Source organism: Mesorhizobium sp. M4A.F.Ca.ET.090.04.2.1 (assembly GCF_003999085.1).
Lineage (GTDB): Bacteria > Pseudomonadota > Alphaproteobacteria > Rhizobiales > Rhizobiaceae > Mesorhizobium.
The window spans coordinates 1-21159 of sequence record NZ_RZOT01000008.1 but is presented as its reverse complement, the minus strand read 5'-3'; the positions used below and the strand labels follow the sequence as shown (position 1 = coordinate 21159).

18 protein-coding genes and 3 pseudogenes are annotated in these 21159 nt (G+C 61.1%); 3 read left to right on the top strand and 18 right to left on the bottom strand.

What is annotated here, in order from left to right; translation table 11 throughout:
* Window positions 1-3 precede the first annotated feature (3 nt).
* The 6 genes and pseudogenes from EN781_RS01605 to EN781_RS01580 all read right to left on the bottom strand — a co-directional run bounded on the left by EN781_RS01605 (window position 4) and on the right by EN781_RS01580 (window position 5485).
* Window positions 4-989 (bottom strand): annotated as a pseudogene (locus EN781_RS01605) (ATP-binding protein).
* Between the two features lie 356 nt (window positions 990-1345).
* Window positions 1346-3316, bottom strand: coding sequence for a relaxase/mobilization nuclease RlxS (rlxS, locus tag EN781_RS01600; protein WP_126038545.1), 1971 nt, complete (start codon window positions 3314-3316; stop codon window positions 1346-1348).
* 179 nt (window positions 3317-3495) lie between these two features.
* Window positions 3496-4179, bottom strand: a complete 684-nt coding sequence (locus EN781_RS01595) for a lytic transglycosylase domain-containing protein (RefSeq protein ID WP_024505647.1) — start codon at window positions 4177-4179, stop codon at window positions 3496-3498.
* Window positions 4167-4643: a S26 family signal peptidase gene (locus EN781_RS01590; RefSeq protein WP_245492526.1), complete on the bottom strand. Its 477-nt coding sequence runs from the start codon at window positions 4641-4643 to the stop codon at window positions 4167-4169. The genes EN781_RS01595 and EN781_RS01590 overlap by 13 nt, the downstream gene beginning before the upstream one ends.
* Window positions 4644-4711: 68 nt before the next feature.
* Window positions 4712-4981, bottom strand: a complete 270-nt coding sequence (locus EN781_RS01585) for a helix-turn-helix domain-containing protein (RefSeq protein ID WP_029354917.1) — start codon at window positions 4979-4981, stop codon at window positions 4712-4714.
* A 180-nt stretch (window positions 4982-5161) separates the two neighbouring features.
* On the bottom strand, window positions 5162-5485 hold the full coding sequence (locus tag EN781_RS01580) for a DUF736 domain-containing protein (RefSeq protein ID WP_029354915.1): 324 nt from the start codon (window positions 5483-5485) through the stop codon (window positions 5162-5164).
* A 784-nt stretch (window positions 5486-6269) separates the two neighbouring features.
* Between EN781_RS01580 and EN781_RS01575 the strand changes: the two genes are divergently transcribed.
* The 3 genes and pseudogenes from EN781_RS01575 to groL all read left to right on the top strand — a co-directional run bounded on the left by EN781_RS01575 (window position 6270) and on the right by groL (window position 8932).
* Window positions 6270-6617 carry a hypothetical protein gene (locus EN781_RS01575; protein ID WP_126038541.1) on the top strand — a complete coding sequence of 116 codons (348 nt, stop codon included), beginning with the start codon at window positions 6270-6272 and terminating at the stop codon, window positions 6615-6617.
* Window positions 6618-6905: 288 nt separating this feature from the next.
* Window positions 6906-7199: pseudogene (gene groES / locus EN781_RS01570) on the top strand (co-chaperone GroES); the annotation flags it as partial.
* Window positions 7200-7264: 65 nt separating this feature from the next.
* On the top strand, window positions 7265-8932 hold the full coding sequence (groL, locus tag EN781_RS01565; protein ID WP_091595807.1) for a chaperonin GroEL: 1668 nt from the start codon (window positions 7265-7267) through the stop codon (window positions 8930-8932).
* A gap of 149 nt (window positions 8933-9081) precedes the next feature.
* On the opposite strand, the gene EN781_RS01560 is transcribed toward groL, so the two are convergent.
* The 12 genes and pseudogenes from EN781_RS01560 to EN781_RS01510 form a co-directional block, all read right to left on the bottom strand.
* Window positions 9082-10083 carry a zincin-like metallopeptidase domain-containing protein gene (locus tag EN781_RS01560; RefSeq protein ID WP_126038538.1) on the bottom strand — a complete coding sequence of 334 codons (1002 nt, stop codon included), beginning with the start codon at window positions 10081-10083 and terminating at the stop codon, window positions 9082-9084.
* Window positions 10084-10559: 476 nt separating this feature from the next.
* Window positions 10560-10754 (bottom strand): hypothetical protein, encoded by a 195-nt coding sequence (locus EN781_RS35025; RefSeq protein ID WP_051695369.1) that lies wholly within the window; start codon window positions 10752-10754, stop codon window positions 10560-10562.
* Between the two features lie 82 nt (window positions 10755-10836).
* Window positions 10837-11094, bottom strand: a complete 258-nt coding sequence (locus tag EN781_RS35020; RefSeq protein WP_236370634.1) for a thioredoxin domain-containing protein — start codon at window positions 11092-11094, stop codon at window positions 10837-10839.
* An 877-nt stretch (window positions 11095-11971) separates the two neighbouring features.
* A pseudogene (locus tag EN781_RS35015) lies at window positions 11972-12943 on the bottom strand (cation:dicarboxylase symporter family transporter); the annotation flags it as partial.
* 388 nt (window positions 12944-13331) lie between these two features.
* Window positions 13332-14093: a sulfotransferase domain-containing protein gene (locus EN781_RS01545; RefSeq protein WP_127399721.1), complete on the bottom strand. Its 762-nt coding sequence runs from the start codon at window positions 14091-14093 to the stop codon at window positions 13332-13334.
* 287 nt (window positions 14094-14380) lie between these two features.
* On the bottom strand, window positions 14381-15169 hold the full coding sequence (locus EN781_RS01540) for an ABC transporter permease (RefSeq protein ID WP_091600620.1): 789 nt from the start codon (window positions 15167-15169) through the stop codon (window positions 14381-14383).
* Between the two features lie 3 nt (window positions 15170-15172).
* Window positions 15173-16087, bottom strand: a complete 915-nt coding sequence (gene nodI, locus EN781_RS01535) for a nodulation factor ABC transporter ATP-binding protein NodI (protein WP_091600619.1) — start codon at window positions 16085-16087, stop codon at window positions 15173-15175.
* 261 nt (window positions 16088-16348) lie between these two features.
* On the bottom strand, window positions 16349-17674 hold the full coding sequence (gene nodC / locus EN781_RS01530; protein ID WP_091600618.1) for a chitooligosaccharide synthase NodC: 1326 nt from the start codon (window positions 17672-17674) through the stop codon (window positions 16349-16351).
* Between the two features lie 15 nt (window positions 17675-17689).
* Window positions 17690-18349, bottom strand: coding sequence for a chitooligosaccharide deacetylase NodB (gene nodB / locus EN781_RS01525; RefSeq protein WP_091600617.1), 660 nt, complete (start codon window positions 18347-18349; stop codon window positions 17690-17692).
* Window positions 18346-18936, bottom strand: a complete 591-nt coding sequence (locus EN781_RS01520; protein ID WP_063169401.1) for a NodA family N-acyltransferase — start codon at window positions 18934-18936, stop codon at window positions 18346-18348. The genes nodB and EN781_RS01520 overlap by 4 nt, the downstream gene beginning before the upstream one ends.
* Before the next feature lie 853 nt (window positions 18937-19789).
* Window positions 19790-20998 (bottom strand): beta-ketoacyl-[acyl-carrier-protein] synthase family protein, encoded by a 1209-nt coding sequence (locus EN781_RS01515; RefSeq protein ID WP_127399720.1) that lies wholly within the window; start codon window positions 20996-20998, stop codon window positions 19790-19792.
* On the bottom strand, window positions 20999-21159 hold a 161-nt coding region (locus EN781_RS01510), incomplete at its 5' end, for an acyl carrier protein (protein WP_145965434.1).

Sequence of the window (21159 nt, the reverse complement as noted above, 5' to 3'; positions counted from 1 at the left end):
TCGCTACTCAGACAGCGAAGCCTGCCGGCGTTCCTTCAGAGCGTCGATGAGCGCTTCCGAGGTGATCCGCCCCCCCCCCGCAATATGATGGTTTTTGCAGCGTCGTCGGCCGCGCGGGTGATCTCGGCCTGCGACAGTCTCTCTGCCTGAGAGATCGCCTCGTTCCAGGCAAGCCCTCTGGTGTCGAAGCGGTCGAGTCGAGCCCGAAGCAGCGCCTCGATAATCGGCCGATCGGGCACGGCGTATTCGATGACATTGTCGAAACGGCGGAACAAAGCTCTGTCGAGCAGCTCGGGATGATTTGTTGCCGCAATAATCAGGCTGTGGCTGTCGTCTTGCTCGAGAAACTGCAGAAACGAATTCAGCACGCGCCGAATCTCGCCAACATCCTGGCGTTCGCCTCGACGCGCGCCGATGGCATCGAATTCGTCAAAGAAGTAGACGCCCCGCGTCGCCTGCATTGCATCAAAAACAAGCCGCAGCTTTCCGGCAGTCTCTCCCATGAACTTGGTGATCAAACCATCGAGGACGATCGTGAAAAGGGGCAGATGAAGCTCCCCGGCCAATGCCGATGCGGTCATCGTCTTGCCTGATCCTGGCGGGCCGACCAGAAGCAGTTTGCGACGGGGAACAAGCCCGTGCTCGCGCAAGCTTGCTTGTTGGCGCTGCTCTCCCAGCACGCGGTGCAGGCGCGAGCGCAGACTGTCCGGCAAAATCATGTCGGTCAGTCGCAGGTCCGGATAGCGCACATGCAGGAGCCCTGCGAGCTCGCCCTTTGGCTGAAAAAGGGGAACCGGCCGACTGCTCTTGGCAATCCGGGCGTCCCTGCTCTTGGCTGCGTCGACCAGATCCTTGAGCTCCTGAGCAAGCTTGCCATGGCCTTGACGTGCCTCATGCGCAGCAAGCTGCATCGCGATAGAGAGGAAACGATCCTCGTCGCCGGCAAAGTGGCTTTTAAGCAGCGTCACGATATGGCGGGCCGTGGTCATGGCTCTCTTCTGGGGTATCCGTTTACTTGGCGAAGCGCATGCAACCTAAACGCTTTCAACGGCGATTTGTATCGCGCAATGGTGTTTTTTCTCTTGTCGATGTTCGCCCGTGGCAACTTCAGCGGTGAACTGTTGCGCCGCGGTCATAGGCCAGCCGGAATAACGCCGGCCAGCAGACAACAGTCCGCATCTTCGAGCGCTCGAAGTCTGGCCACTCACGCAGCGTGTCGGGTCCGAACGCTCCAAAGCCGCCCCGCCTGGCAGGTCCATGCGACCGATTGCGGGCGTGCGGCCATAAGGTCTACGCGGGCTCGCATGGCTGCCCGCGCCGCTGGCTAAAAAAGCTGTACACCATCTCACGAAACACCAGGTCCGCTCCTTTGCCGGCCGACGGTCCATGAAATCCCCTCCCCACTCACGACACCGGAGACCTCCTTGCCCACATGGCGCTCAAGCACCGGCCGCCATGGCACCAGCGTGAACTCGCGCGACTTCTCAACGACGGCATATTTTCCGCTGGCAAGCTCGACGGAGCGGCGGAGCGTACCCTCTACTCGTCCTCCGGATCGCGCTTCGGCATAGGGCAGGCCAAGTTCCTCCGACAGTTGGCCAGCAACACGGTTCAGTTCTCGCTGGCGCAGGATCGAAAGCATGTTGGCTCGATAGACGATCCGATCCTGTTCTTCATGCGCGTGGCCTTGCGCGATCAGCCACTCCCGCCGGCGAGCTTGCGCCTCTCTCACGTCGCAGCCGAAGCCGGATCCGTGCAAAGGCTCGGGTCTATCGGCAACCAGCTCCCGGTCGAGCCAGGTGGCGCCGTTGAAGCTGACCTGTCGCTCCAGCGCCATTGAGGAGAGCTTGTCGACAACGAAAGGCTCGGCCCTGGCCCGCTGGCCCTCATAATTCGCGACGCGATCGAGATGGTCCGGCGCGATGAGCCAGGTGCCGTTCGGCTCTCGCTCAACGCCGCCGGTCGCGCGGCGGATCGCCTCCAGCCGCCGCACATGCGTTCGCGCAAAGCTCTCGGTGGCGGATGGGTCATGCTTCAGGTGGATATCGACGTCGTAACGGCCGCCATTCGCGGCGGCGATTTCGGCGATGGTACGATCGACCCGCCTCGGCTCGGTGTTCCTTGGCGCGACACGCACGATGCAGCCATTAGGCATCGTTTCCATCGCCTCGCCTCTACCGATGTCGATCCAATGGCTCTTACCGTCGACGGCGTCGACGATCATGTAGTGGCGGTCATTGATCTCGTCGGCCAGTCCACGCGCGACAACGCGACCGACGAGAGACTGGACGGGCTCGCCGGCTCGATCGTGGATCACCCAGTCGGCGGCACTGCGTGCAAGCCCCTTGCCGGCCAGTTCGCGGTGGATGGTCTTGATGATGTCGCCGCGTTCGCCGGTGCGGCGCAGCGTGGCTTCGAGCTCATCGTCGAGGCGCCAGGAGCCAGCGCCGACCTCCGCGGCCAGACCCATCCGCTCGAGCTTGCGCAGCCGTCCCTGGTGCAGCGTCTGGCGAATGGCGTCGGGACCGCCCGGCGAGACCAGCCCGTCATCATCACGCATGCTGAGCAGCCGACGGTCGATGCTGGTGAAGCGTTCCTGCTCCATTTCCCGGCGCAGGCGAAGCTCAATCTCGCGGTCGGTTCGCGGACCGAGATCGAGGCTGACCAGCTCGGCCGCCCGCTCGCGGATGCCAGATGAGATATATTCGCGCGCGATGACCAGGTTCTCGCCACGGTCGTCCCTGCCTCGGACGATGATGTGGCTGTGCGGGTGGCCGGTGTTGAAATGATCAACCGCGACCCAGTCGAGCTTCGTGCCGAGGTCTTCCTGCATCTGCGCCATGAGCCGCCGCGTCAGCGCCTTCAGGTCTTCATACTCGATGCCGTCTTCGGCAGCGACGATGAAGCGGAATTGGTGGCGGTCGCCGTCCGCGCGATCGATGAACGCCTTGCCGTCGACGCGGTCGCTGTCGGCGCCGTAGAGCTCGCCAGGCGCACCTTCTCGGGTGACGCCGTCGCGCTGAAGATAGCGTAGATGGGCACGCGCCCCGTCCGCGCCCTTGCCGGCGAGCTTGACGATCCGCGCCTTGACGATCACCCGGCGCTGGCGGAAGGCGGCATACCGGTCGCGCGATTTCAGCAGCGCCGCAGCCGCCCCGCCGCGCCCTGTCCGGCTGCCCGTGAAGCGACCGCCGGGCTGGGGCTGGCCGCCGGCTCGGTTGACGGCTGCCCGGACTTGACCGGCATAGCGTTTGCCTGCCTTCGAGCCGCGCGACCCGATTTTGCCGAGCTTCGGCCTGAACTCGTCATCCTTCATGCGAGCCTCCCAGACATATCAAGCAAAATCAGACACTTACACGTCCAACCCTCTTGGCACCGGCGGCAGCCTCCTGGAAAAACGATGTGCAGACAAAGATTTAACCGCCTCCTGGAGGCGGTACCTTTATCTTGCCTTACGCGCCCAGCCCCGCCAGACGCGCCCCCGTCCGCCCATGGCTAACGCACCGGCTCCTTCGGCTGCGCGCCGTCCTTGCCGAGCGGCACGAAGAGATCGCCGTTTCGCACGCCTGAGTGAACACCGTCATGAATGAAGAACAGCGACCGTCCGAGAGGAGCGATTTGCGCCTTTGGAGCGACAGATTGGCTTTCGAACGCCTCGATGTCGGCCGCCGAAACTCCGGCCGCCTTGAGTTGGTCGAGGTACTCGACGGTCTCTTCTGGCAGCGGTTTGCCACGCTTCAAATGCTCGTCGTAGCGCTCGGGACCGGCATTGTAGGCGCCAAACAGGCCAGGAAATCCGAAGCGGTCATACATGGCGCTGAGATAGGCCGTGCCGGCCAGGATATTGTCGCGCGGATCGTGGGGGTTAGGCCCAAGGCCGTGTTCGACCCGCATCTCCTCATAGGTGCCGGGCATCACCTGCATGAGGCCCATGGCGCCAGCGGGGGAGGTGATGGGGCGGCCGCCGCGCATTGTCTTGCCGCCGCTTTCGGCAGCCATGACGGCATAGATCCAGGCTTGGGGAATATGGAAGCGCCGGCTTGCTTCCGATACCAACGTCTGCCACTTTCGCAGCTGCGGACTTTGGGAGATGGCGACCGGCTCAGCGCCGGTCGAGGCGGAACAGGCGCATGGCGCAATGGCGATCATGCCCAACAAGAGGAGGGTCACTCGGTCCATAGCGGTACGAGCCTCCCGATGACATTTTGAGTGGGAACAGGCCCGAAATAGCGGCTGTCGAAGGAGCGGTTTTTGTCGCTGCCGAGCAGGAAAACCTCGTTATCCCCGAGCGCTCGGCAGCCGTTCCACCATGGCAAAGGTCGGCCTTCGGCGTCGATTTTGAGCCGGCGCGCGACGATGTCGCCGCCGATGATGATGGCGTCATTGAAGGCGCAGACATTATCGTCCGGCAGCGCTGCAAGACGTTTTGCCAGCGGCACATTGCGAGGCAGATAGCTGCGCTCGGCGGCGAGATACGCCGCGTATTCAGGCGGGCGCACGAGCACGAGATCGCCACGCGCCAGCGCTCCCGCAGCGATGCGGTAAAGGCCGATCGGCGCGCTGGCCGAGGCGTTCCAGACCAGCCAAGGGGTGGGCTTTCCCAGCGCCGTGAAGCCCAAAAGACCGAGACCGGCCGCGGCCAAGGCGACCGTCTTACGGGCTCGAACACGCCTCAGGCGGCTGCCGATCAGATGGATGGAAGGGCGCCGCCTCATGAACGGCCTCCCGTGCCGCCCTGGCCGGAACCGGCCTTGCCATCGCCGGCGGTGGAGTGCTGCGGGTGTCCTTTCGACCAATGGTCGAGTTCGTCGATGTGATAGCGGACATAGCGGCCGTGCTTGCGGAATTTCGGGCCGCCGCCCTTGAGCCGCATCTTTTCGAGCGTGCGCTGGGAGAGCCCGATATAGAAGGCGGCTTGGGCTGTGCTGAGAAACGGGCTGCCCTTTTTCGCGCGGGCCGCGCGTTCGTTTTCGTCGTCCATGATGATCCTCGTTTCGCTTCGGACAAGCGAGGGCGAGGATGGGCGAGGGAGATCGTCTCGGGGACGGGCGAAGAGTCGGGGGAGAGTTTTCGCCGCCCTTTAGGGCGGACGGGGTTTGGGTGGAACTCCTGGGAATGAGCCCCGCGCCGGGGCTGCGGCGCGAGGCTCTATCTCGGCCGGTCAGTCGGCCGGGTTCCAGATGATGGCGTAGGTGTCGTGATCGTCCTGGCCGGCGGCGCGGCCGAGATTGGCGTAGAGCTTGCGCGGTCCGAACTCCGGCGCTGCAATCGACAGGCTCACATAATCCTTGCCGGAAGTCTCGCCGGTGCGGATCCAGCCGGCGCCAACTTCGACTCCTTGCGTAAGCACCCGGAAGTCGGGATGGTTGTCGGCGCTCTTGGCCTGGTTGGGGACGATATCGATGTCGGCGCGGACGCTGAGCGTCTTGAGCTGGCCCTTGTAGGCGCCGTTTTCCTGCTTGTTGACGTAACCGATCGCGGTCATTTCGAAGTCTCCTTTTGTGGTTTCGCCGGGGACCATCCCCTGCGATGGCGCACCGTAATGGGCGCGTCAGGACCGCCTGAATCCGACAGGGCCGCAGCGACAGCGAAGGATCCGAGCGGGCAGCTTTTTTGTGAGCGAAGCGGCGCGAGGAAGCCGCCGCAGGCGGCGGGGAAAAAAGCTGATGGCGAGGGTTTCGGGCGGCCGGACCCGCCCATAGGTCGACAAGCCAGCCGCAGGGATGGTCCTTGGAGAGAGCATGGAGACCGCTCGCCAAGTGCGGTCTTTCAGCCAAGCAGGACGCCGGGATGAAACGGCCTGCAAAGATGCTGCGCCCTTATGCCGGATCGAGATCGTGCCAGCGGGTCGGGCGCCAGAGCAGACATCCGGCATGGTGCGATCTATGAAAGCAGGGCTCGCCAGCGGGAATTTGATACGCGAAGGGGCCAAAGCAAGGCTGGATGAGAAGCCGGTGCTACCTGCAGGTCCAGTGTCATGTGGCGGCGCTCGGGAAACCGCTACGCAACGTGACGCGCTCTTATGAGGCGAACAGACCGGCCCCAAAACCGATCGACCGGTGGTCGGCGCGAAACGCGTCATGCCTGTCCGAAAGCTGACAGTGGCAGAAGACGCATGTCGGGTTCCGCACAATTGACCATGCTGGATTTGTGAGGTTTTCAGGGAGAGCCATGCGTTCACTACCCAGTGAGCTTTGGCACGGCATTTGCACTTGAGATGTGGCAACACGGATCGAAGGTTGACTGCATGCACAAGCGCGAGATGAGCAATGCTCTCCTTTCCTGGAGGCTTGGCAGCAGATTCGATTGTGACGTTGCGAGGAGCTTCAGCCGCTCGCGGCGGAAGTGATCTCAAATCTGAAGGCACCGTTGGGGCCGCAGCCATCAAACACATCTTTCTCTTTTTCGCAGCTCGTCATCAACGCGATGCGGACTTCTTCGCGTCGACGGCGGCCGAAGGTGGAGAAGGGCTCGACTTGCAAAAAGGAGTTGTCAATGACGTCTTACGTTCGCACCAACAGCCCGGCGCAGGTGCGCTCACTGTCCACCTTTGGCAAGCATCTGCAAAGGAGCGTGCTGACGGCGACGCTGCTTGCCGCGGCTTCGACGGGAAGTGAAGCGCAGCCCCATGTTCGTGCTGACGGCAGCACGACTGACGACTTGGAAGCGGCGCGCGCAAGTTGGCGTCATGACGCCGAATTCAATGGAAATGTGGGGCTCGCAGCCATCAACGCGGATGCGCGTATGCGTTGGGTTCCACCGGGGAGGGGGCCAGAGCTCCTCGCCTGCCCTCGTCCGTCTTGACGAGTGCCCGCTTACAGCCTACCTCACTATCGCGTTAGCACTCGTCCATCGCGAGTGCTAACAAAAACCCCTCAACATCCGCACCAGGGAAAAATCCGAAAATGGCAAAGTCGAAGTTCCGCCCGCTGCATGACCGCGTGGTCGTTCGCCGGGTCGAATCCGAATCCAAGACCGCTGGCGGGATCATCATCCCGGATACGGCAAAGGAAAAGCCGCAGGAAGGCGAGATCATCGCCGTTGGTTCCGGCGCCCGTGACGAAGCCGGCAAGCTCGTCCCACTGGACGTCAAGGCCGGCGATCGCATCCTGTTCGGCAAGTGGTCGGGCACCGAAGTCAAGCTCAATGGCGAAGACCTTCTGATCATGAAGGAATCCGACATCATGGGCATCATCGGCTCATATCAGGCCCTTTCGTCAACTGAATTCCCGGGCTCGATTGAAGCCCCTGCCAGGAGCTAAAAATGGCTGCCAAAGACGTAAAATTCTCCCGTGATGCCCGCGAGCGCATGCTGCGCGGCGTCAACATCCTCGCCGACGCGGTGAAGGTCACGCTCGGCCCCAAGGGCCGCAACGTCGTCATCGACAAGTCGTTCGGCGCCCCGCGCATCACCAAGGACGGCGTCACCGTCGCCAAGGAAATCGAGCTTGAGGACAAGTTCGAGAACATGGGCGCGCAGATGGTCCGCGAAGTTGCTTCGAAGACCAACGACATCGCCGGCGACGGCACCACGACCGCGACCGTTCTGGCGCAGTCGATCGTCCAGGAAGGCCACAAGGCGGTTGCCGCCGGCATGAACCCGATGGACCTGAAGCGCGGCATCGACCTCGCGGTAACCGACGTCGTTGCGACGCTGATCAAGAACGCCAAGAAGATCAAGACCTCCGAAGAGGTTGCCCAGGTCGGCACCATCGCCGGCAACGGCGATGCTTCGGTCGGCAAGATGATCGCCGAAGCAATGCAGAAGGTCGGCAACGAAGGCGTCATCACGGTTGAGGAAGCCAAGACCGCCGAGACCGAACTCGAAGTCGTCGAAGGCATGCAGTTCGACCGCGGCTACCTCTCGCCCTACTTCGTCACCAACGCCGACAAGATGGTTGCCGAGCTCGAGGACGTCTACATCCTCCTGCACGAGAAGAAGCTGTCCAACCTCCAGGCCATGCTGCCGGTTCTCGAAGCCGTCGTGCAGACCTCGAAGCCGCTGCTCATCATCTCGGAAGACGTCGAAGGCGAGGCTCTGGCCACGCTGGTCGTCAACAAGCTGCGTGGCGGCCTGAAGATCGCCGCCGTCAAGGCGCCGGGCTTCGGTGATCGCCGCAAGGCCATGCTGGAAGACATCGCCATCCTCACCGGTGGCCAGGTCATCTCGGAAGACCTCGGCATCAAGCTCGAGAATGTCGGCCTCAACATGCTCGGCCGCGCCAAGAAGGTGTCGATCTCCAAGGAGAACACCACCATCGTCGACGGCGCCGGCAAGAAGGCCGAGATCCAGGGCCGCGTTGCCCAGATCAAGCAGCAGATCGAAGAGACCACTTCGGACTACGACAAGGAGAAGCTGCAGGAACGTCTGGCCAAGCTCGCCGGCGGCGTTGCGGTGATCCGCGTCGGCGGTGCGACGGAAGTCGAAGTCAAGGAAAAGAAGGACCGCGTCGATGACGCCCTCAACGCGACCCGCGCGGCCGTCGAAGAAGGCATCGTTGCTGGTGGTGGCGTCGCGCTGCTGCGCGCTTCGGCCAACATCAAGGCCACCGGCGTCAATGCCGACCAGGCCGCCGGCATCAACATCGTTCGTCGTGCGCTGCAGGCTCCGGCCCGCCAGATCGCGGCCAACGCCGGTGCGGAAGCATCGATCGTTGCCGGCAAGATCCTTGAGAACAAGGGCGCGACCTTCGGCTACAACGCCCAGACCGGCGAATATGGCGACATGATCGCCATGGGCATCGTCGATCCGGTCAAGGTTGTCCGCACCGCTCTCCAGGACGCGGCCTCGGTGGCCGGCCTGCTGGTCACCACCGAAGCCATGATCGCGGAGGCTCCGAAGAAGGAGTCGGCTGGCGGCGGCGGCATGCCTGGCGGCATGGGTGGCGGCGGCATGGGCGGCATGGGCGGCATGGGCGGTATGGATTTCTAATCCAGCTCTGGCAGCTTTCGCAACGAGGGGCGGCAGCAATGCCGCCCTTTTTTTGCGAACCTCGATCCGATAAACGATCGGCGCCAACGCCGGCCATGTTAGCGCAACCTCAAAAGAACTGTCGAGTTGGTTGCGCGGCTTTTGCGTCATCAGAGGCGCAAGGCGGCCGCGTGTGATGATTGCGCGCTTCCATAGGCGGTTTCGGCATGTGCCTCGCCTTCGACATCGGCATTGCGGCCAAGCAGGAAATCGGCGGCTTTCGAGGCATGGCTTGCGGCGCGGAAGATGGCGCGGTTGTCCTCGCGCAAAACCGTCAGCCATGAGCCGATGTAGTCGGCATGGCGCACGGTCGGCTCGATGCCGAGACTGCTGCAGATGAAGGCTGATGCGATTTCGGCGACCAGTTCCTCGCGCGCATAGGTGTTGGACCCGAAGGAGCCGGACAGGTCGCGCGCGAGTCGCGTCGGGTGGCCGGTCCAGTGGCCAAGCTCGTGAAAGCAGGTCCGGTAATAGTCGATCTGGTGGAAGAAAGCCGGCTGCGGCGGCACCTGTATGGTGTCGCTGCCGGGCATGTAGAAGGCGCGCTCGCCGCCGATGCGAAAATCAGCGCCGGTTGCATGAATGAGCGCCTCGGCCTGCGGGACCATCTCGCGCTCAGGCAGAGGCTCGCCGGCGGCATAAAGATGTTCGGGCAGATTATCGCACTGCGCGACATTGAAGACGGTAAAGCGCTTCAGGAAGGGCACCGCCTGCGGTTCGTCGCCATCGGTGTCGGCGCGTTGCTTTTCGTTCTTGGGAACAAAGCGGTCAGCGTGAACGATGGTGGTGCCGTGCTCACCCTTCCTGACATTGCCACCTAGGGAAAGCGCCTGCCGGAAGGTGAGCCAGTTCTGGCTGGGGAAACCGCGATCGATGACCCCGCCCCACAGGATCAGGATATTGATGCCGGAATATCGGCGCTGGGTGGCCGCATTCCGCGGCAGGCCGAGGCCTGTCCTTGTCCTGCCCCACGGCTTGACCCATGGCACGGTGCCGCGCTCCAGTTCGGCAATGATGCGGTCGGTGATTTCCTGATAAAGGCTGGCGCCGGTGCGCCCGCCACTCTCTGCGCCAGCCTGTCGGCTGCCGCAACGTTTGTTGTTTGCACGCATCGTGATGTCCTCCGCTCTTCAATCGCGCCCTCCCCGGAAGCGGGGTGGGCGGCGAAAGCGACCGGAAAGGCCCGACGTCGGAGGCGGACTGCATCCGCAGGACCGGAACGGAGTGGAGGACCCGAAGCGAAAGCGAAGGGTTGCGGGACGCCGCGGCGGGCCTAGAAGGGAGTGCTGCCCGCCCTGCGCCACCGGGGAAGGCCACGATAAAAACGACGCCGGCCGACAGGCCGGCGACCGTCAGCAGCCGAAGGCTGCCCCGCGCCAGGGGGCGAAGCCGCAGGGCCAAGACCGCCTGAGCCTGGCGAAGATAAGCGGGCTCGGTTCACGAGCACCCGGCCAGCGCCTTCAGGCGCGGGCGCTCAGGATTGTTGTTGGCGCCCACGGCAGCTGGATGACCGCAACAAGATGCCGAGGAGCAACAGCAAAGCCAGCTGCCACAAACGGCACGCTCCGGCAACAACAGCGTGGCCGATCTACAGATGCTGCCCCGCACGAGAGCCTGCACGCTTTGAGCGCGCATCGGCGAGCAAGCGTTGCAAGCTGGCCATGTCGACCAGGTGGGCGATCACTATATCGCCGACCACCAACGCGGGCGTACGGTCGATGTGCAGACCTTTCGCGAGTGCGCGGACGCGCGCAAGTTCATCTGCGATGGCCGGATCTTGCATTCCCGCTTGAGCTGCTCCACGTCAAGGCCCACACGCGCTGCGATCTTGAGAGTGATCCTTTCAATGATCCAACTGGGGGAAGTCATAAGGGCGCGGTGGAATTCGTCGAACTTTCCCTGTTTTCTCGAGGCGAGTGCGATTGGGAATCCGGTCCCAGGACCGGGAACCGTCTGATCACAAGCTTCAGATTGGGATCATTCTTGAAGGCTTTTTGGTAGTTGAGATCTGCCAGTCTGCAATGCGGACAGTTGTGGTAGTCATTGAATATGACCAGAACGGCATCGCCTTGCGGGTTGCCGGCGATTGGCGAAGGGGGTCGTTGTCGAATGCGCCGCTCCACTTTTGCCTGTCGATCGACCACGCCTGCCGGTGCAGGTTCGCGCTATATTGGCTCGCCAGCACGGCGAGGAGTAAAAGAAGAGCTGCGACAGTGATGGCAGTCGGCTTAGACATGAGTCTCCAATCCATGGACGGCGTGGCAGCAACGGCCCGCCTTTTGGTGTAAAATGCTTTTGATCGAGCCCCGCACTTGCCACAGGGCGCAGTCGCGAGGGCGCACAGCTATAGATGCCGGTGCGCTCTGGCGGTTTCTGGAAAGATGGCCTTGCGCCATCGGGCCCACCCCACCCAGCTGAGCGTCGTTCGCGCGGGCCGGGCAACCGCGACCGCCATTCACCACGCCGGGCGACTGACCGTCCGCCCGGCAGAGCGCTGAAGGGTCCCCGGACCTTCCGGGTTGCCGGCGATTTGGCGAAGCGGGGTCGTTGACGAGTGCGCCGCTCCACTTTTGACTGTCCATTGGCACGACTGCATGGGCGGGGGCGGCCTTTCCCGCGGCGGGTGCGCGCTATTATGGCTCGCCAGCACGGAAAGCAGCACGGCGAGGAGAAAAAGGAGAACCGCGAGAGTGGTGGCCGTTGTCTTAGACATGAGGCTCCAATCCATGGACGGCGTGGCAGCAACGGCCCGCCTTTTCGGTGTAAAATGGGTCGCTTTTGATCGTGCCCCGCAGTTGCTACAGGCGCACAGGTGCGGGTGCGATCTGGCGGTTTCTCAAATACGGCTTTGCGCCATCGGGCCCACCCCAATAGCTGAGCGTCGTTCGCGCGGGGAACTGCGTTCACCACGCCGGGCGACTTGACCGTCCACCGCCAGAGCGCTGAACGGTCCGCTAGTGAGGCGCTCCCCGAATCGTCGTTTATCCCGCTCGCCCCAGACCGGGCGACAGCCAGCGTTGCCGCTACGCTGCGGAGAAATATCGTCAGCGCGTGGCATTCGGACATAAGCTGATCGACGCCAAGAATAAGACCCACGGAGGTGACCGGTGCGGCCGGAACAAGAAAGAGCGTTGCAGCCATTGTGACGAGGCCTGCACCGGTAATGCGGGTTGTTCCGTTCGAAGGGAACAATGCGACGAACAGCATGAGGATCCGGCAGCCGATCGGCAGATCAGTTTTCGTCGTCTGGGCGATGAAGAGGGCGGCGAGCATCATATTCGTGCCGTCCAGATTGAATGGAATGAGACCCACGACCGAATGCGTGGCGCCGGCCTTTTCCATCTTCTCCATGAGCGAGGGCAGCGCGGCCTCCGAGGAGGACGTTGCGAGCAGCAGCTCGTCCTTGATGTATCGGACGAGAGAGAAGATCGAGCGGCCGTTGTAGCGGCAGACCGCGCCGAACAGGACCGAGAAGAACAAGACTTGCAGGATGTCGCCTTCCGCGAAGGCACTGGCAATGGTTGACGGGATGATGTTCATCAGGAAGCTGGTCACGGACTGCTCGTGAGCCGTGGCCACATAGCCCTTAACGGCTTGGACATCGAGCGAGGCCGGATCGATGTTGAGGCCGGCGCCAGGCTGAACGATATTCGCGACAATCAGTCCGACAACGAGTGCAAGCGTCGAGAAGGTGAGGAAATAAACCATCGCCTTGGCGGCAACTCGGCCGACCTTCTGCAGATCGCTCATGCCGGCAATGCCGGTCGCAATTGTCAGGAAGATGACAGGTGCGATAATCATCTTGACGACTTTGATGAAGGCATCGCCGAGCGGCTTCAGGCTCTGGCCGGTTTCCGGATAGAGATAGCCAATTGCGGCACCCAGGACTATGGCGGCAAGCACCTGCACGTAGGTCCGGGCAAAATGGCGCTTGCGGGGCGCTGCGATCGCGCGGGGGACTTTTGGAACCAACACCGTTTCTCTCTCCCTGACCGGATCGGGGTGGGGGCTCCTCCTTCTCCCATGCTGCGCTCCGGTCGAGCGCTGCTGTCATCTCGGAGCAAGCGCCGTGCCAACTGGAGGCCTGTCCCGTCCAGCGAGATTGGTGCGGGTTGCGCACTGGAACCCTCCACCTTTGCCGGAATTTGCACTCAAGGCTCGCCAAAGATCGCGTGAAGAAGTGCTTCGCCAGAGAGGGAATTGACCAGGTCGCCTTGCGGCCGTGCCTTTGATGTTCGCCGCAGATCGAATGCCGGCCGATATCTGTCGTCTTGGTGACTTTGGTTGGTCAGTTTTGCGACGGAATGCGCGCAAACTGTAGGATATCCTACACGCCCATCAGAGCACGCGGGACAAGCGATTAAGCGTAGGAGCGCATCGAATCTCCGAGGTCAAAAAATCTTGAATAAGGTCCGCGTGCGAAGTGAATCCGCAACTCGTCAAAGTTCTCCACCGTTTGATCCAGCGGTCGCGTTTCCTGGCGCTGCAGGATGGCGTTATCTGATGGCTCAAGCGCTGGAACGCCCAGGAAATCCCAAACCGCTCCCAAGCATTGGGCAGGTTCATGAAGAAGGCTCTCGTATTCCATTACAAGCAGGTTGGTCGACGTGAAGGAGTCCATAACGCGAGCGTGAAAATCGTCGGCGGCTTTGAAATAAGCCTCACAGTCAGCGATTGACAACCTGACGCTCGGTGGCCGAGCGGTATCGTTGTCCGAGCTGAACTTCAGCCACTGACCGCTTTCCCTGGCCTGCACAAAGGAACGGAGCGATTCCAATACGTTTCGGCGAACAACGAGGATGACCTTGAGTGCTGGCCAACGAGCTAATTCCGCAAAGAATGCTGGACGCCCGCGAAACTGAGGTTCATTGATCTTGCAGCCAAGATGCGTCACATTCTTGTAGTCGCGCATAGGGCAGCGCACATAGGCAAGCTCAAGAAGCTCGCGATCCGTGCCTAGCAGGCGATCCGTGCTGGGCCAATTGGGATCATATTCGTTTAGCAACTCACCGTTACTCAAAACGGTCGGATGCTCGTTTAGCAATTCTTCTAAATAGTGTGTTCCGGTCCTTGGCATAGCAAGGATCACAAAAGGCTCAGGAGTTGGTTCGTTGTGGGTCATTGCATGTGTATCCAACTAAATAATGGCCGCGACGGTCTGGGGACGCGCACAAGAAGCTTGGCTGCTATCGCTTGAACGCTCCGGGTGGGTCCGCGCCTCACCACCCAGCCTGTACTCCGAGGTGTGGTCGCGAAGATGGGCGCGTGCCTGCAGCGGCTGGGTGGCGCCCGGCTTCGGCGTTGTTGTACCACTCGCGATTCCTGGCACACGCATGCCTCCGGGCCGCTGTGGGCAGTTTGCAATCCGGCATTGCGGACCTCCTTCTCGTTGATGGGCGTAGGTAAGCGTCAACGCATTAGTCGTCGATGAAACAGTCCAGCCGACACAAAAAAAGGCAATACAGCGAACATGCAAAGTGCGCCTATATGCAGCCCTACATTGTCGCCCAGGCGGCCGAGCATCACCGGACGGATTAGATCGATAGAATTCGCCAGCGGCGAGAAGGCCGCAATCTGCTGAAACACTCCTGGCAATTGGCCGACTGGAAAAACCGCGCCCGAAAGGAACAGCATAGGTGTGATGACAAGCGTCTGATAGAAAATAAAATAGTGATAACTGGGCGCGAGCGCGATGACGAGCATGGCCAGGCTCGCAAAGGCGAACCCGGTGAGAGCGATGACCGGCAGCACGTAGAGAACCGACGTCCACGCGGCATAACCTAGCGCGGCGGCAACAATCGCAATTGTCGTACCGGCCAGAAAGGCCTTTGTGGCTGCCCAGGTCAATTCACCGAGAACGATGTCGCCGAGGGTAAGTTGTGTGTGCAAGATTGCTTCCCAAGTGCCCTGATCGCGCATTCGACCGAAAACCGCGTAAATTGTTTCGAAGGTCGATGCTGTCATCGCGCTTGTCGCAACCATGCCGGCTGCCAGAAAAGCGATGTAGGATGCACCTTCGATGCGGCCTACCAACAGTCCAAGGCCAGTGCCGAGCCCGAAAAGGTAAATCATCGGATCAGCAAGGGTGCCGAGCATTGAAGCAAATGCCACCTTCTTCCATGCCAAATGATTGCGGCGCCACACCGCGATCCAGTTCCAGGCGTTGGCGGGTAGAGCGGCCGCAAGACGTTCACCCATTGCTCACTTCTCCATCTCACGTCCGGTTAGCCGCAAGAAAACGTCCTCCAGACTGGGTGGACGCTCCAGAATACGCAGACCCGCTCGACCGCGAAGCTGGATGCGCACATCCTCCGGATCAGGCGCATAGCAAAAGAGCGTCTCGCCGCTTACCTCGATACGCTGAACGTACGGCCTGATCAGCGAAATCAGCTCCTGTGGATTGCCGCCGAAGATCTCGATCACGTTGCACCCAATGTACTCGTCGATCAGCGCATGAGGACTGCCCTCGGCGATCTTGCGTCCCCGCTCGAGAACACACAGCCGATCACAAAGCCGCTCAGCCTCTTCCATGAAATGGGTGGTCAAAATGATCGTTTTTCCGCTCGCCAGCAGGAAACGAAGTCGCTCCCAGATCAGATGGCGGGCATGCGGGTCGAGGCCGGTCGTGGGCTCATCCATCACAAGCAACTGGGGGTCGTTGATCAGAGCACGTGCCAGCGTCAGGCGCCGCTTCATCCCGCCGGATAGCAGGCCGACACGTGAATCCGCCTTGCTCTCAAGGCGAGCGAACTCGAGGAGCCGTGGGATGACGGCGTTGATCTCTCTTGTTCTCATGCCGAAGTAGCGCCCGAACACCAACAGGTTCTCACGTACCGTAAATTCCAGGTCGAGATTGTCGAACTGCGGGACCACGCCTATGCCCTTGCGGGCCAAGCGGCTGCGTGCCGGCACTGGTAGACCGAGGACTGTTATATCACCCGCGTCAGGCCGGGTCATACCGAGGAGCATACGCGCAATCGTGCTCTTGCCTGCGCCGTTCGGCCCCAGCAGACCGAAGCACTCTCCCGATGCAACGGTGAAGGACAGCCCGTCCACAACGAGCTTGTTTCCGAATAATTTGGTTACGCCGGTAAGGTCGATTGCTACATTGGACATGCGTCTATCTCAAGCGGAATGAGTCCGATTGGCCACCGGCAGCTTACTTACGAATCTGGTTCAGAGCAGGCCACCGCCTTGAGATGGCACCTTTGGAAAGTCGCGGCCGGAGCGACGCGTGTATCGCTTCCGCCAAAGAATTAACGTCAAGATGCCACGTGTCGCTTCCAGATAGTTCCCGTTCTGACCATAGGTAACTCGACAAGCTTCACCACGTGTCGACTGACACAACTTACTCGGTCACCCGGCGCTGCAAGGCCGTCAGACTTCACCAGCTGTGAGCGAAAGATCTGCAGTATGAAGTGACTCCGCAATTCCAGAATTGCCCGCAGCATTTGCTCCGGCAAGCGGCGTCGCGCTTGTGATTTCCTTTGTGCTTCTGTTGGGCAGGGGAACACTTTTACGCGACAGCCAATCGCTATTGCTCAATGTACACAGGGCGTAAGCCTTCAAGGGGATCAACAGGAATATCCTGATTAACGCGTGCATTGAATAGCCGATGAATCGAAGCTGCCGAGTGCGGAAAGATAACACCGTAGATCTGATTATGGTCATGGTGACAATAGCCAGCACCGTCCACCAATTTACTGTATGTGAAAATAGTAGCTCACCGAGCGCCGTTACTACCGCGATGCCGAGCAACAATGGGCCGAGATTCTCTCCCATCACATCCAAAGTTAGATAGCGATCCAGGCCACGCAGTAGACCTCGCGCAAGCATCGTGTCCCGGAAAGTGCTCCGTGCCCAGCGGAGTTGTTGGCGCAAATAAGGTCCCATCTTGTCCGGAACGACTGTCGCCGCGACGGCACCTGGAACGTACTCGGTTCGAAAGCCTGCTTTCAGCATGAGGATCGTAAGATGACGGTCTTCACCGAAGTCGCTTGGTTTCCCCCTGAACAGCTGCGTCTCGTATTGATCCAGCAGAGAAAGGAGACAAGACCGGCGGTACATTGCACATGGGCCGCAGCAGCACATGACCGCACCAAAGCGACCTTGCGCCGCGCGCTCCTCATTGCAAGCCAGCCAGTATTCCATATCGATCAATCGGGTCAACCAAGTGTCGCTGCGGTTGTATGCCGTCAGCTGGCCCATGGCCGCTCCGACCATGGGATCCCGCATTTTTACTGCAAGCTTCGTGATCACGTCGGACGCAAGTGTCGTGTCAGAGTCGACGCTGAGCACGAAATCTCCAGATGAGCGGCGGATGGCGGCGATCTGCGCCTTGCGTTTGCCAACATTCTCGCGGAGCAGAATGAAATTGAATCTCGGGTCGCCCTCGTAGGCGTGATGTACCGGGATGACGGCATTACGATTTCCAGAACCGTCGTCAACCAGATAGACCTGAAATGTTCCGGCGTAATCTTGAATTGCGATGGAAGCTAAACACGCCGCGAGTGTGCGCGGGTCCTCATTGTAGCAGGGGATGATGACATCCACGCTCGGCCAACGGTCGGATCCGAACAAGCTTTCCGACGGCGGCGTAACATTTTCCGGTTGGGAGTAGACCGCTTGCATGCCTCTGTAAACAGTCGAGAGCACCGCATAAGACGAAACGGCAACAGTACTGGCTGTGGTGAGAAGGTCCATAGGATCTCTGTTTGTTCAGGGATGTTGAGGAAGTGATCGGATTACAAATCCGCGGCCGTGCAATTCTGGAATTAGGCGTGACAACGCTGTCACCGTCTGGTCGCGCAGACTGGCTTGATTGCCTGGTTGCAATTCGTCGGGAGCGCACCCGTCGTGCAACAGCACGATTGCGCCCGGCCGGATATCGGCGAGCACTCTGTCGACGATGGCGTCAACGCCGGGGCGAGACCAGTCGCGTGGATCAATGGACCAATGGACGGGCGCCAATGCCGCACCCGCTGATGCAGCGATTACTTCTTCGGTCCAGATGCCATACGGTGCACGAAAGTACCGAACCATGGCCTGCGGGCAAGCCATCCCTATGACTCTGTTTGCCTCAACTATCTGGCGGTCGACTTCGACGGGCCCGCATTTAGCCAGGTCCGGATGAGTCATCGTGTGGTTGGCTATACCGTGCCCGTCTGTAATAATTCGGCGAACGAGTTCCGGCTCGTCGGCCGCGTAGGCCCCAACAACGAAGAAGGTCGCCGGCACCTGATGTTGCGCCAGCACATTGAGTATCTGCGGTGTGAAAAATGAATTGGGACCGTCGTCAAACGTCAGATAGACGCTGCGCTCTGCAATGCCATCGGCATTGTCACTCTGCCCTTCGCATATGTAGTCCAGAGGCTTCATAGTTCCGGACCGTTCCGGTCGATCAGGGTACCGGACGGCCACTCGTCCATCGAGCGTCCGATCGGCGAAACCAACACGAGTACGTCTTCCAGGCGCGTGGGCGGCAGGTCGGGATGCACGTCTGGACGGGTCGACCGTACGCGAACGCCCGACACAATGTTCGCGAGGCCGGCTCTGCAGAATCTTTCGACATGGTTTCGCAGCGCGTGCCGAACCGTGCCGAAAGCGAATGGAACACCCAACTGATGGAGCACTGGGTACGCCACGCGCATCGAAAAACCGATTCCGAGCCCTTCAAGATCCGGACGAACCGCGTACAGGCCCAATTCAGCGACGATCAAGTCGACCTCGCCAACTTTGATGAAGCGCCGCAGCATGCCGATGTGAGCCGCTACCCCATGCGCGTCGTAGCCGATTGCGCGGAATTCCGGCCTCGCGCCGGCCCAACTGCGGCCGCCTTCGAATGGCTCCGCGTTGAAGGCGCCAGTCCGTCCATAGGTCTTTCGAAAAAAGTCGGAGAGTTCGACATGGTCGGCCAGTTGCAACTCATTTTCCCAGCACAACTTCCACTCGACATTCGGGCGCATGGAAGACCTCACCTTGTAGCTGTCCGGTTGAGATAAATGTCCAAGCATTGGTTAAATAATTGGCGTCGCCCCAACGGGGCGTAACTTGTGGAGACCGCCGAAAGACCAAGCCGCAATGCAGATGCGACTGACTTTGTACGCCCCGCACACCAGATGATGCTCCTCGGATCCAACGCAACCATCGGAACTACCTATCTTTCCAACTTGAAGCGCTTCTATGGGACCTGCAGCAAAAACGGTAAAATCCTTTGTTTAGATGAAAGGTATCCACGCTTTGGATAACTGGGCGAATGCGTTCCATATGGCTTGTCAATTATCGTCGTCACGCTCGAGGCACTTCTGACGAAGCGCAAAGCTCACGCCCGCGGCACGCGCGGCCGTTGCCGGGCCGCGCGATTATCTCCGTAAGAGCCGAGCGGAGCTCAGACACGACGATTGATCAGAATCTGATTCGCGGGTTCAGTATCTCTTTCGTGTATCCAGCTCTGGGCTGTCCTTTGGCGGGAGTTAGGTTCGCCCAGGTTCTGAGCCTGGGGCGTCGGCCCGTTCGCCGCACAGGCTCCTTCGCACATCGTCGAGGCCGAGAAAGAGGGGGCCACACAGCTCCCCCTGTACTTTCCACCACCCGACACCAGCGCTCACCCAGGGCGCCGGCCTTGCTCACCTCAACGGATAGCGCACTCGCGCCGCTTCACGATTAAAAGAATTCTACAAGCAGATGCCTGTTTGATCGTGAGACGTCCGCTGCCAATTCCCGCATCGCAGAGGCAGCCAATAGCGCTCGCTTCACATAGTGGTCCGGCAAGCAGCTAGATACGACAGGTGACCTCAAATGAGGCGTCTTGCATGGCTTCTACACCTGCCTGAATGCCAGAACTGCGTTCGTGCCGCCCATGGCGAAGGCGTTGCTCATGGCGACGCGCACCTTGCGCTCGCGCGGCACATTGGGTGTGATGTCGAGGTCGCAAGCGGGATCTGGCTCGCGATAGTTGGCGGTCGGCGGCACGACGTCCTCTTGGATTGCCATCACGCAGGCGATCATTTCAAGCGCGCTCGCTGCGCCGAGGCAATGCGCGTGCGTGGACTTGGTGGAAGAGATGGACATCGAATAAGCGTGGTTTCCAAACACACGCTTGATCGCCGCCGTTTCAGTCTGATCATTGCTCTTGGTACCGGTGCCGTGCGCGTTGAGGTAGTCGACGTCCTCGGCATTCAGCCCGGCATCGGCAAGGCAGGCGCGCATCGCCGACGCTGGCCCCTCGACAGATGGCGCGGCGATGTGGAAGGCATCGGCGGAAAGGCCGACGCCGGCGATCTCGGCAAGGATTGTGGCACCACGCGCCCTGGCATGCTCGTAGCTTTCCAGCACGGCCATGCCAGCACCCTCGCCCAGCACCAGGCCCTTCCTATCGGCGGAGAAGGGCCGGCAGGTATCGGGTGAAAGCACGCGCATTGCTTCCCATGCTTTCAGCACGCCCCATGCGAAGGGTGCGTCGCTGCCTCCGGAAACCATTACGTCGGCCCGGCCCAGCTTGATCTGATCCACCGCCGAGGCGATCGCATGGTTGGCCGAGGCACATGCGGAGGTCACCCCGAACACCGGCCCGCGCAAGCCGAGGCGCAAGCTCACCTGGCCGGCGGCGGCGCTTGGCATCGTTTTGGGTACAGCGAGGATGCCAACTCGCCTCGCGCCGTCCAAAAGGAGGGCCCGGTAAGTTTCCTCCATTACATCCCAGCCCAAGCCGCCGACGCCCACTGTAGCGCCGAAGCGATGGGCATTCCCTTCGTCGCAGGAAAGTCCGGCCTGCCGCATGGCTTCGCGCGCCGCAAGCACGGCGAGCAAGCTGAAGCGGGCCATGGAGACGAGCTGCTTGCGATCGATGTCGTGCTCGGGCAGCGCCTTGATCTCAGCGCCGGTCATGCCCTCCAGGTCATGAAGCTCGGAATTGGCGAGCGGGCCGATGGCGGAGCGGCCTTCGCGCATCTCTTTCCACATAGAGGCGGCGTCAGTGCCCAGTCCGCACAGGCCGCCCACTCCGGTGATAACGACGCGCCTGTCCATTCAAGCCTCCTTCGCAAGCAAGCCGCGGACGGCTTCCACGACGTCGCCGACATTCTTGAGATTGGACCAGGCATCGGCCGTGTTCATATCGATCTTGATGCCGTAGGCCTGTTCCACATCCCAGAGGACGTCCGCCAAACCCAGCGAATCGAACCCGAGCG

Coding starts and splice junctions, on each gene's coding strand:
- EN781_RS01575 (WP_126038541.1), top strand. CDS start 6,270: ATGCTCTCCTTTCCTGGAGGCTTGGCAGCAGATTCGATTGTGACGTTG.
- EN781_RS01585 (WP_029354917.1), bottom strand. CDS start 4,981: ATGGACGACGAAAACGAACGCGCGGCCCGCGCGAAAAAGGGCAGCCCG.
- EN781_RS01515 (WP_127399720.1), bottom strand. CDS start 20,998: ATGGACAGGCGCGTCGTTATCACCGGAGTGGGCGGCCTGTGCGGACTG.
- EN781_RS01520 (WP_063169401.1), bottom strand. CDS start 18,936: ATGCGCCCGAATGTCGAGTGGAAGTTGTGCTGGGAAAATGAGTTGCAA.
- rlxS (WP_126038545.1), bottom strand. CDS start 3,316: ATGAAGGATGACGAGTTCAGGCCGAAGCTCGGCAAAATCGGGTCGCGC.
- nodI (WP_091600619.1), bottom strand. CDS start 16,087: ATGTCCAATGTAGCAATCGACCTTACCGGCGTAACCAAATTATTCGGA.
- EN781_RS01580 (WP_029354915.1), bottom strand. CDS start 5,485: ATGACCGCGATCGGTTACGTCAACAAGCAGGAAAACGGCGCCTACAAG.
- EN781_RS01545 (WP_127399721.1), bottom strand. CDS start 14,093: ATGACCCACAACGAACCAACTCCTGAGCCTTTTGTGATCCTTGCTATG.
- nodB (WP_091600617.1), bottom strand. CDS start 18,349: ATGAAGCCTCTGGACTACATATGCGAAGGGCAGAGTGACAATGCCGAT.
- EN781_RS01595 (WP_024505647.1), bottom strand. CDS start 4,179: ATGGACCGAGTGACCCTCCTCTTGTTGGGCATGATCGCCATTGCGCCA.
- EN781_RS01560 (WP_126038538.1), bottom strand. CDS start 10,083: ATGCGTGCAAACAACAAACGTTGCGGCAGCCGACAGGCTGGCGCAGAG.
- EN781_RS35025 (WP_051695369.1), bottom strand. CDS start 10,754: ATGCAAGATCCGGCCATCGCAGATGAACTTGCGCGCGTCCGCGCACTC.
- nodC (WP_091600618.1), bottom strand. CDS start 17,674: ATGGACCTTCTCACCACAGCCAGTACTGTTGCCGTTTCGTCTTATGCG.
- groL (WP_091595807.1), top strand. CDS start 7,265: ATGGCTGCCAAAGACGTAAAATTCTCCCGTGATGCCCGCGAGCGCATG.
- EN781_RS01540 (WP_091600620.1), bottom strand. CDS start 15,169: ATGGGTGAACGTCTTGCGGCCGCTCTACCCGCCAACGCCTGGAACTGG.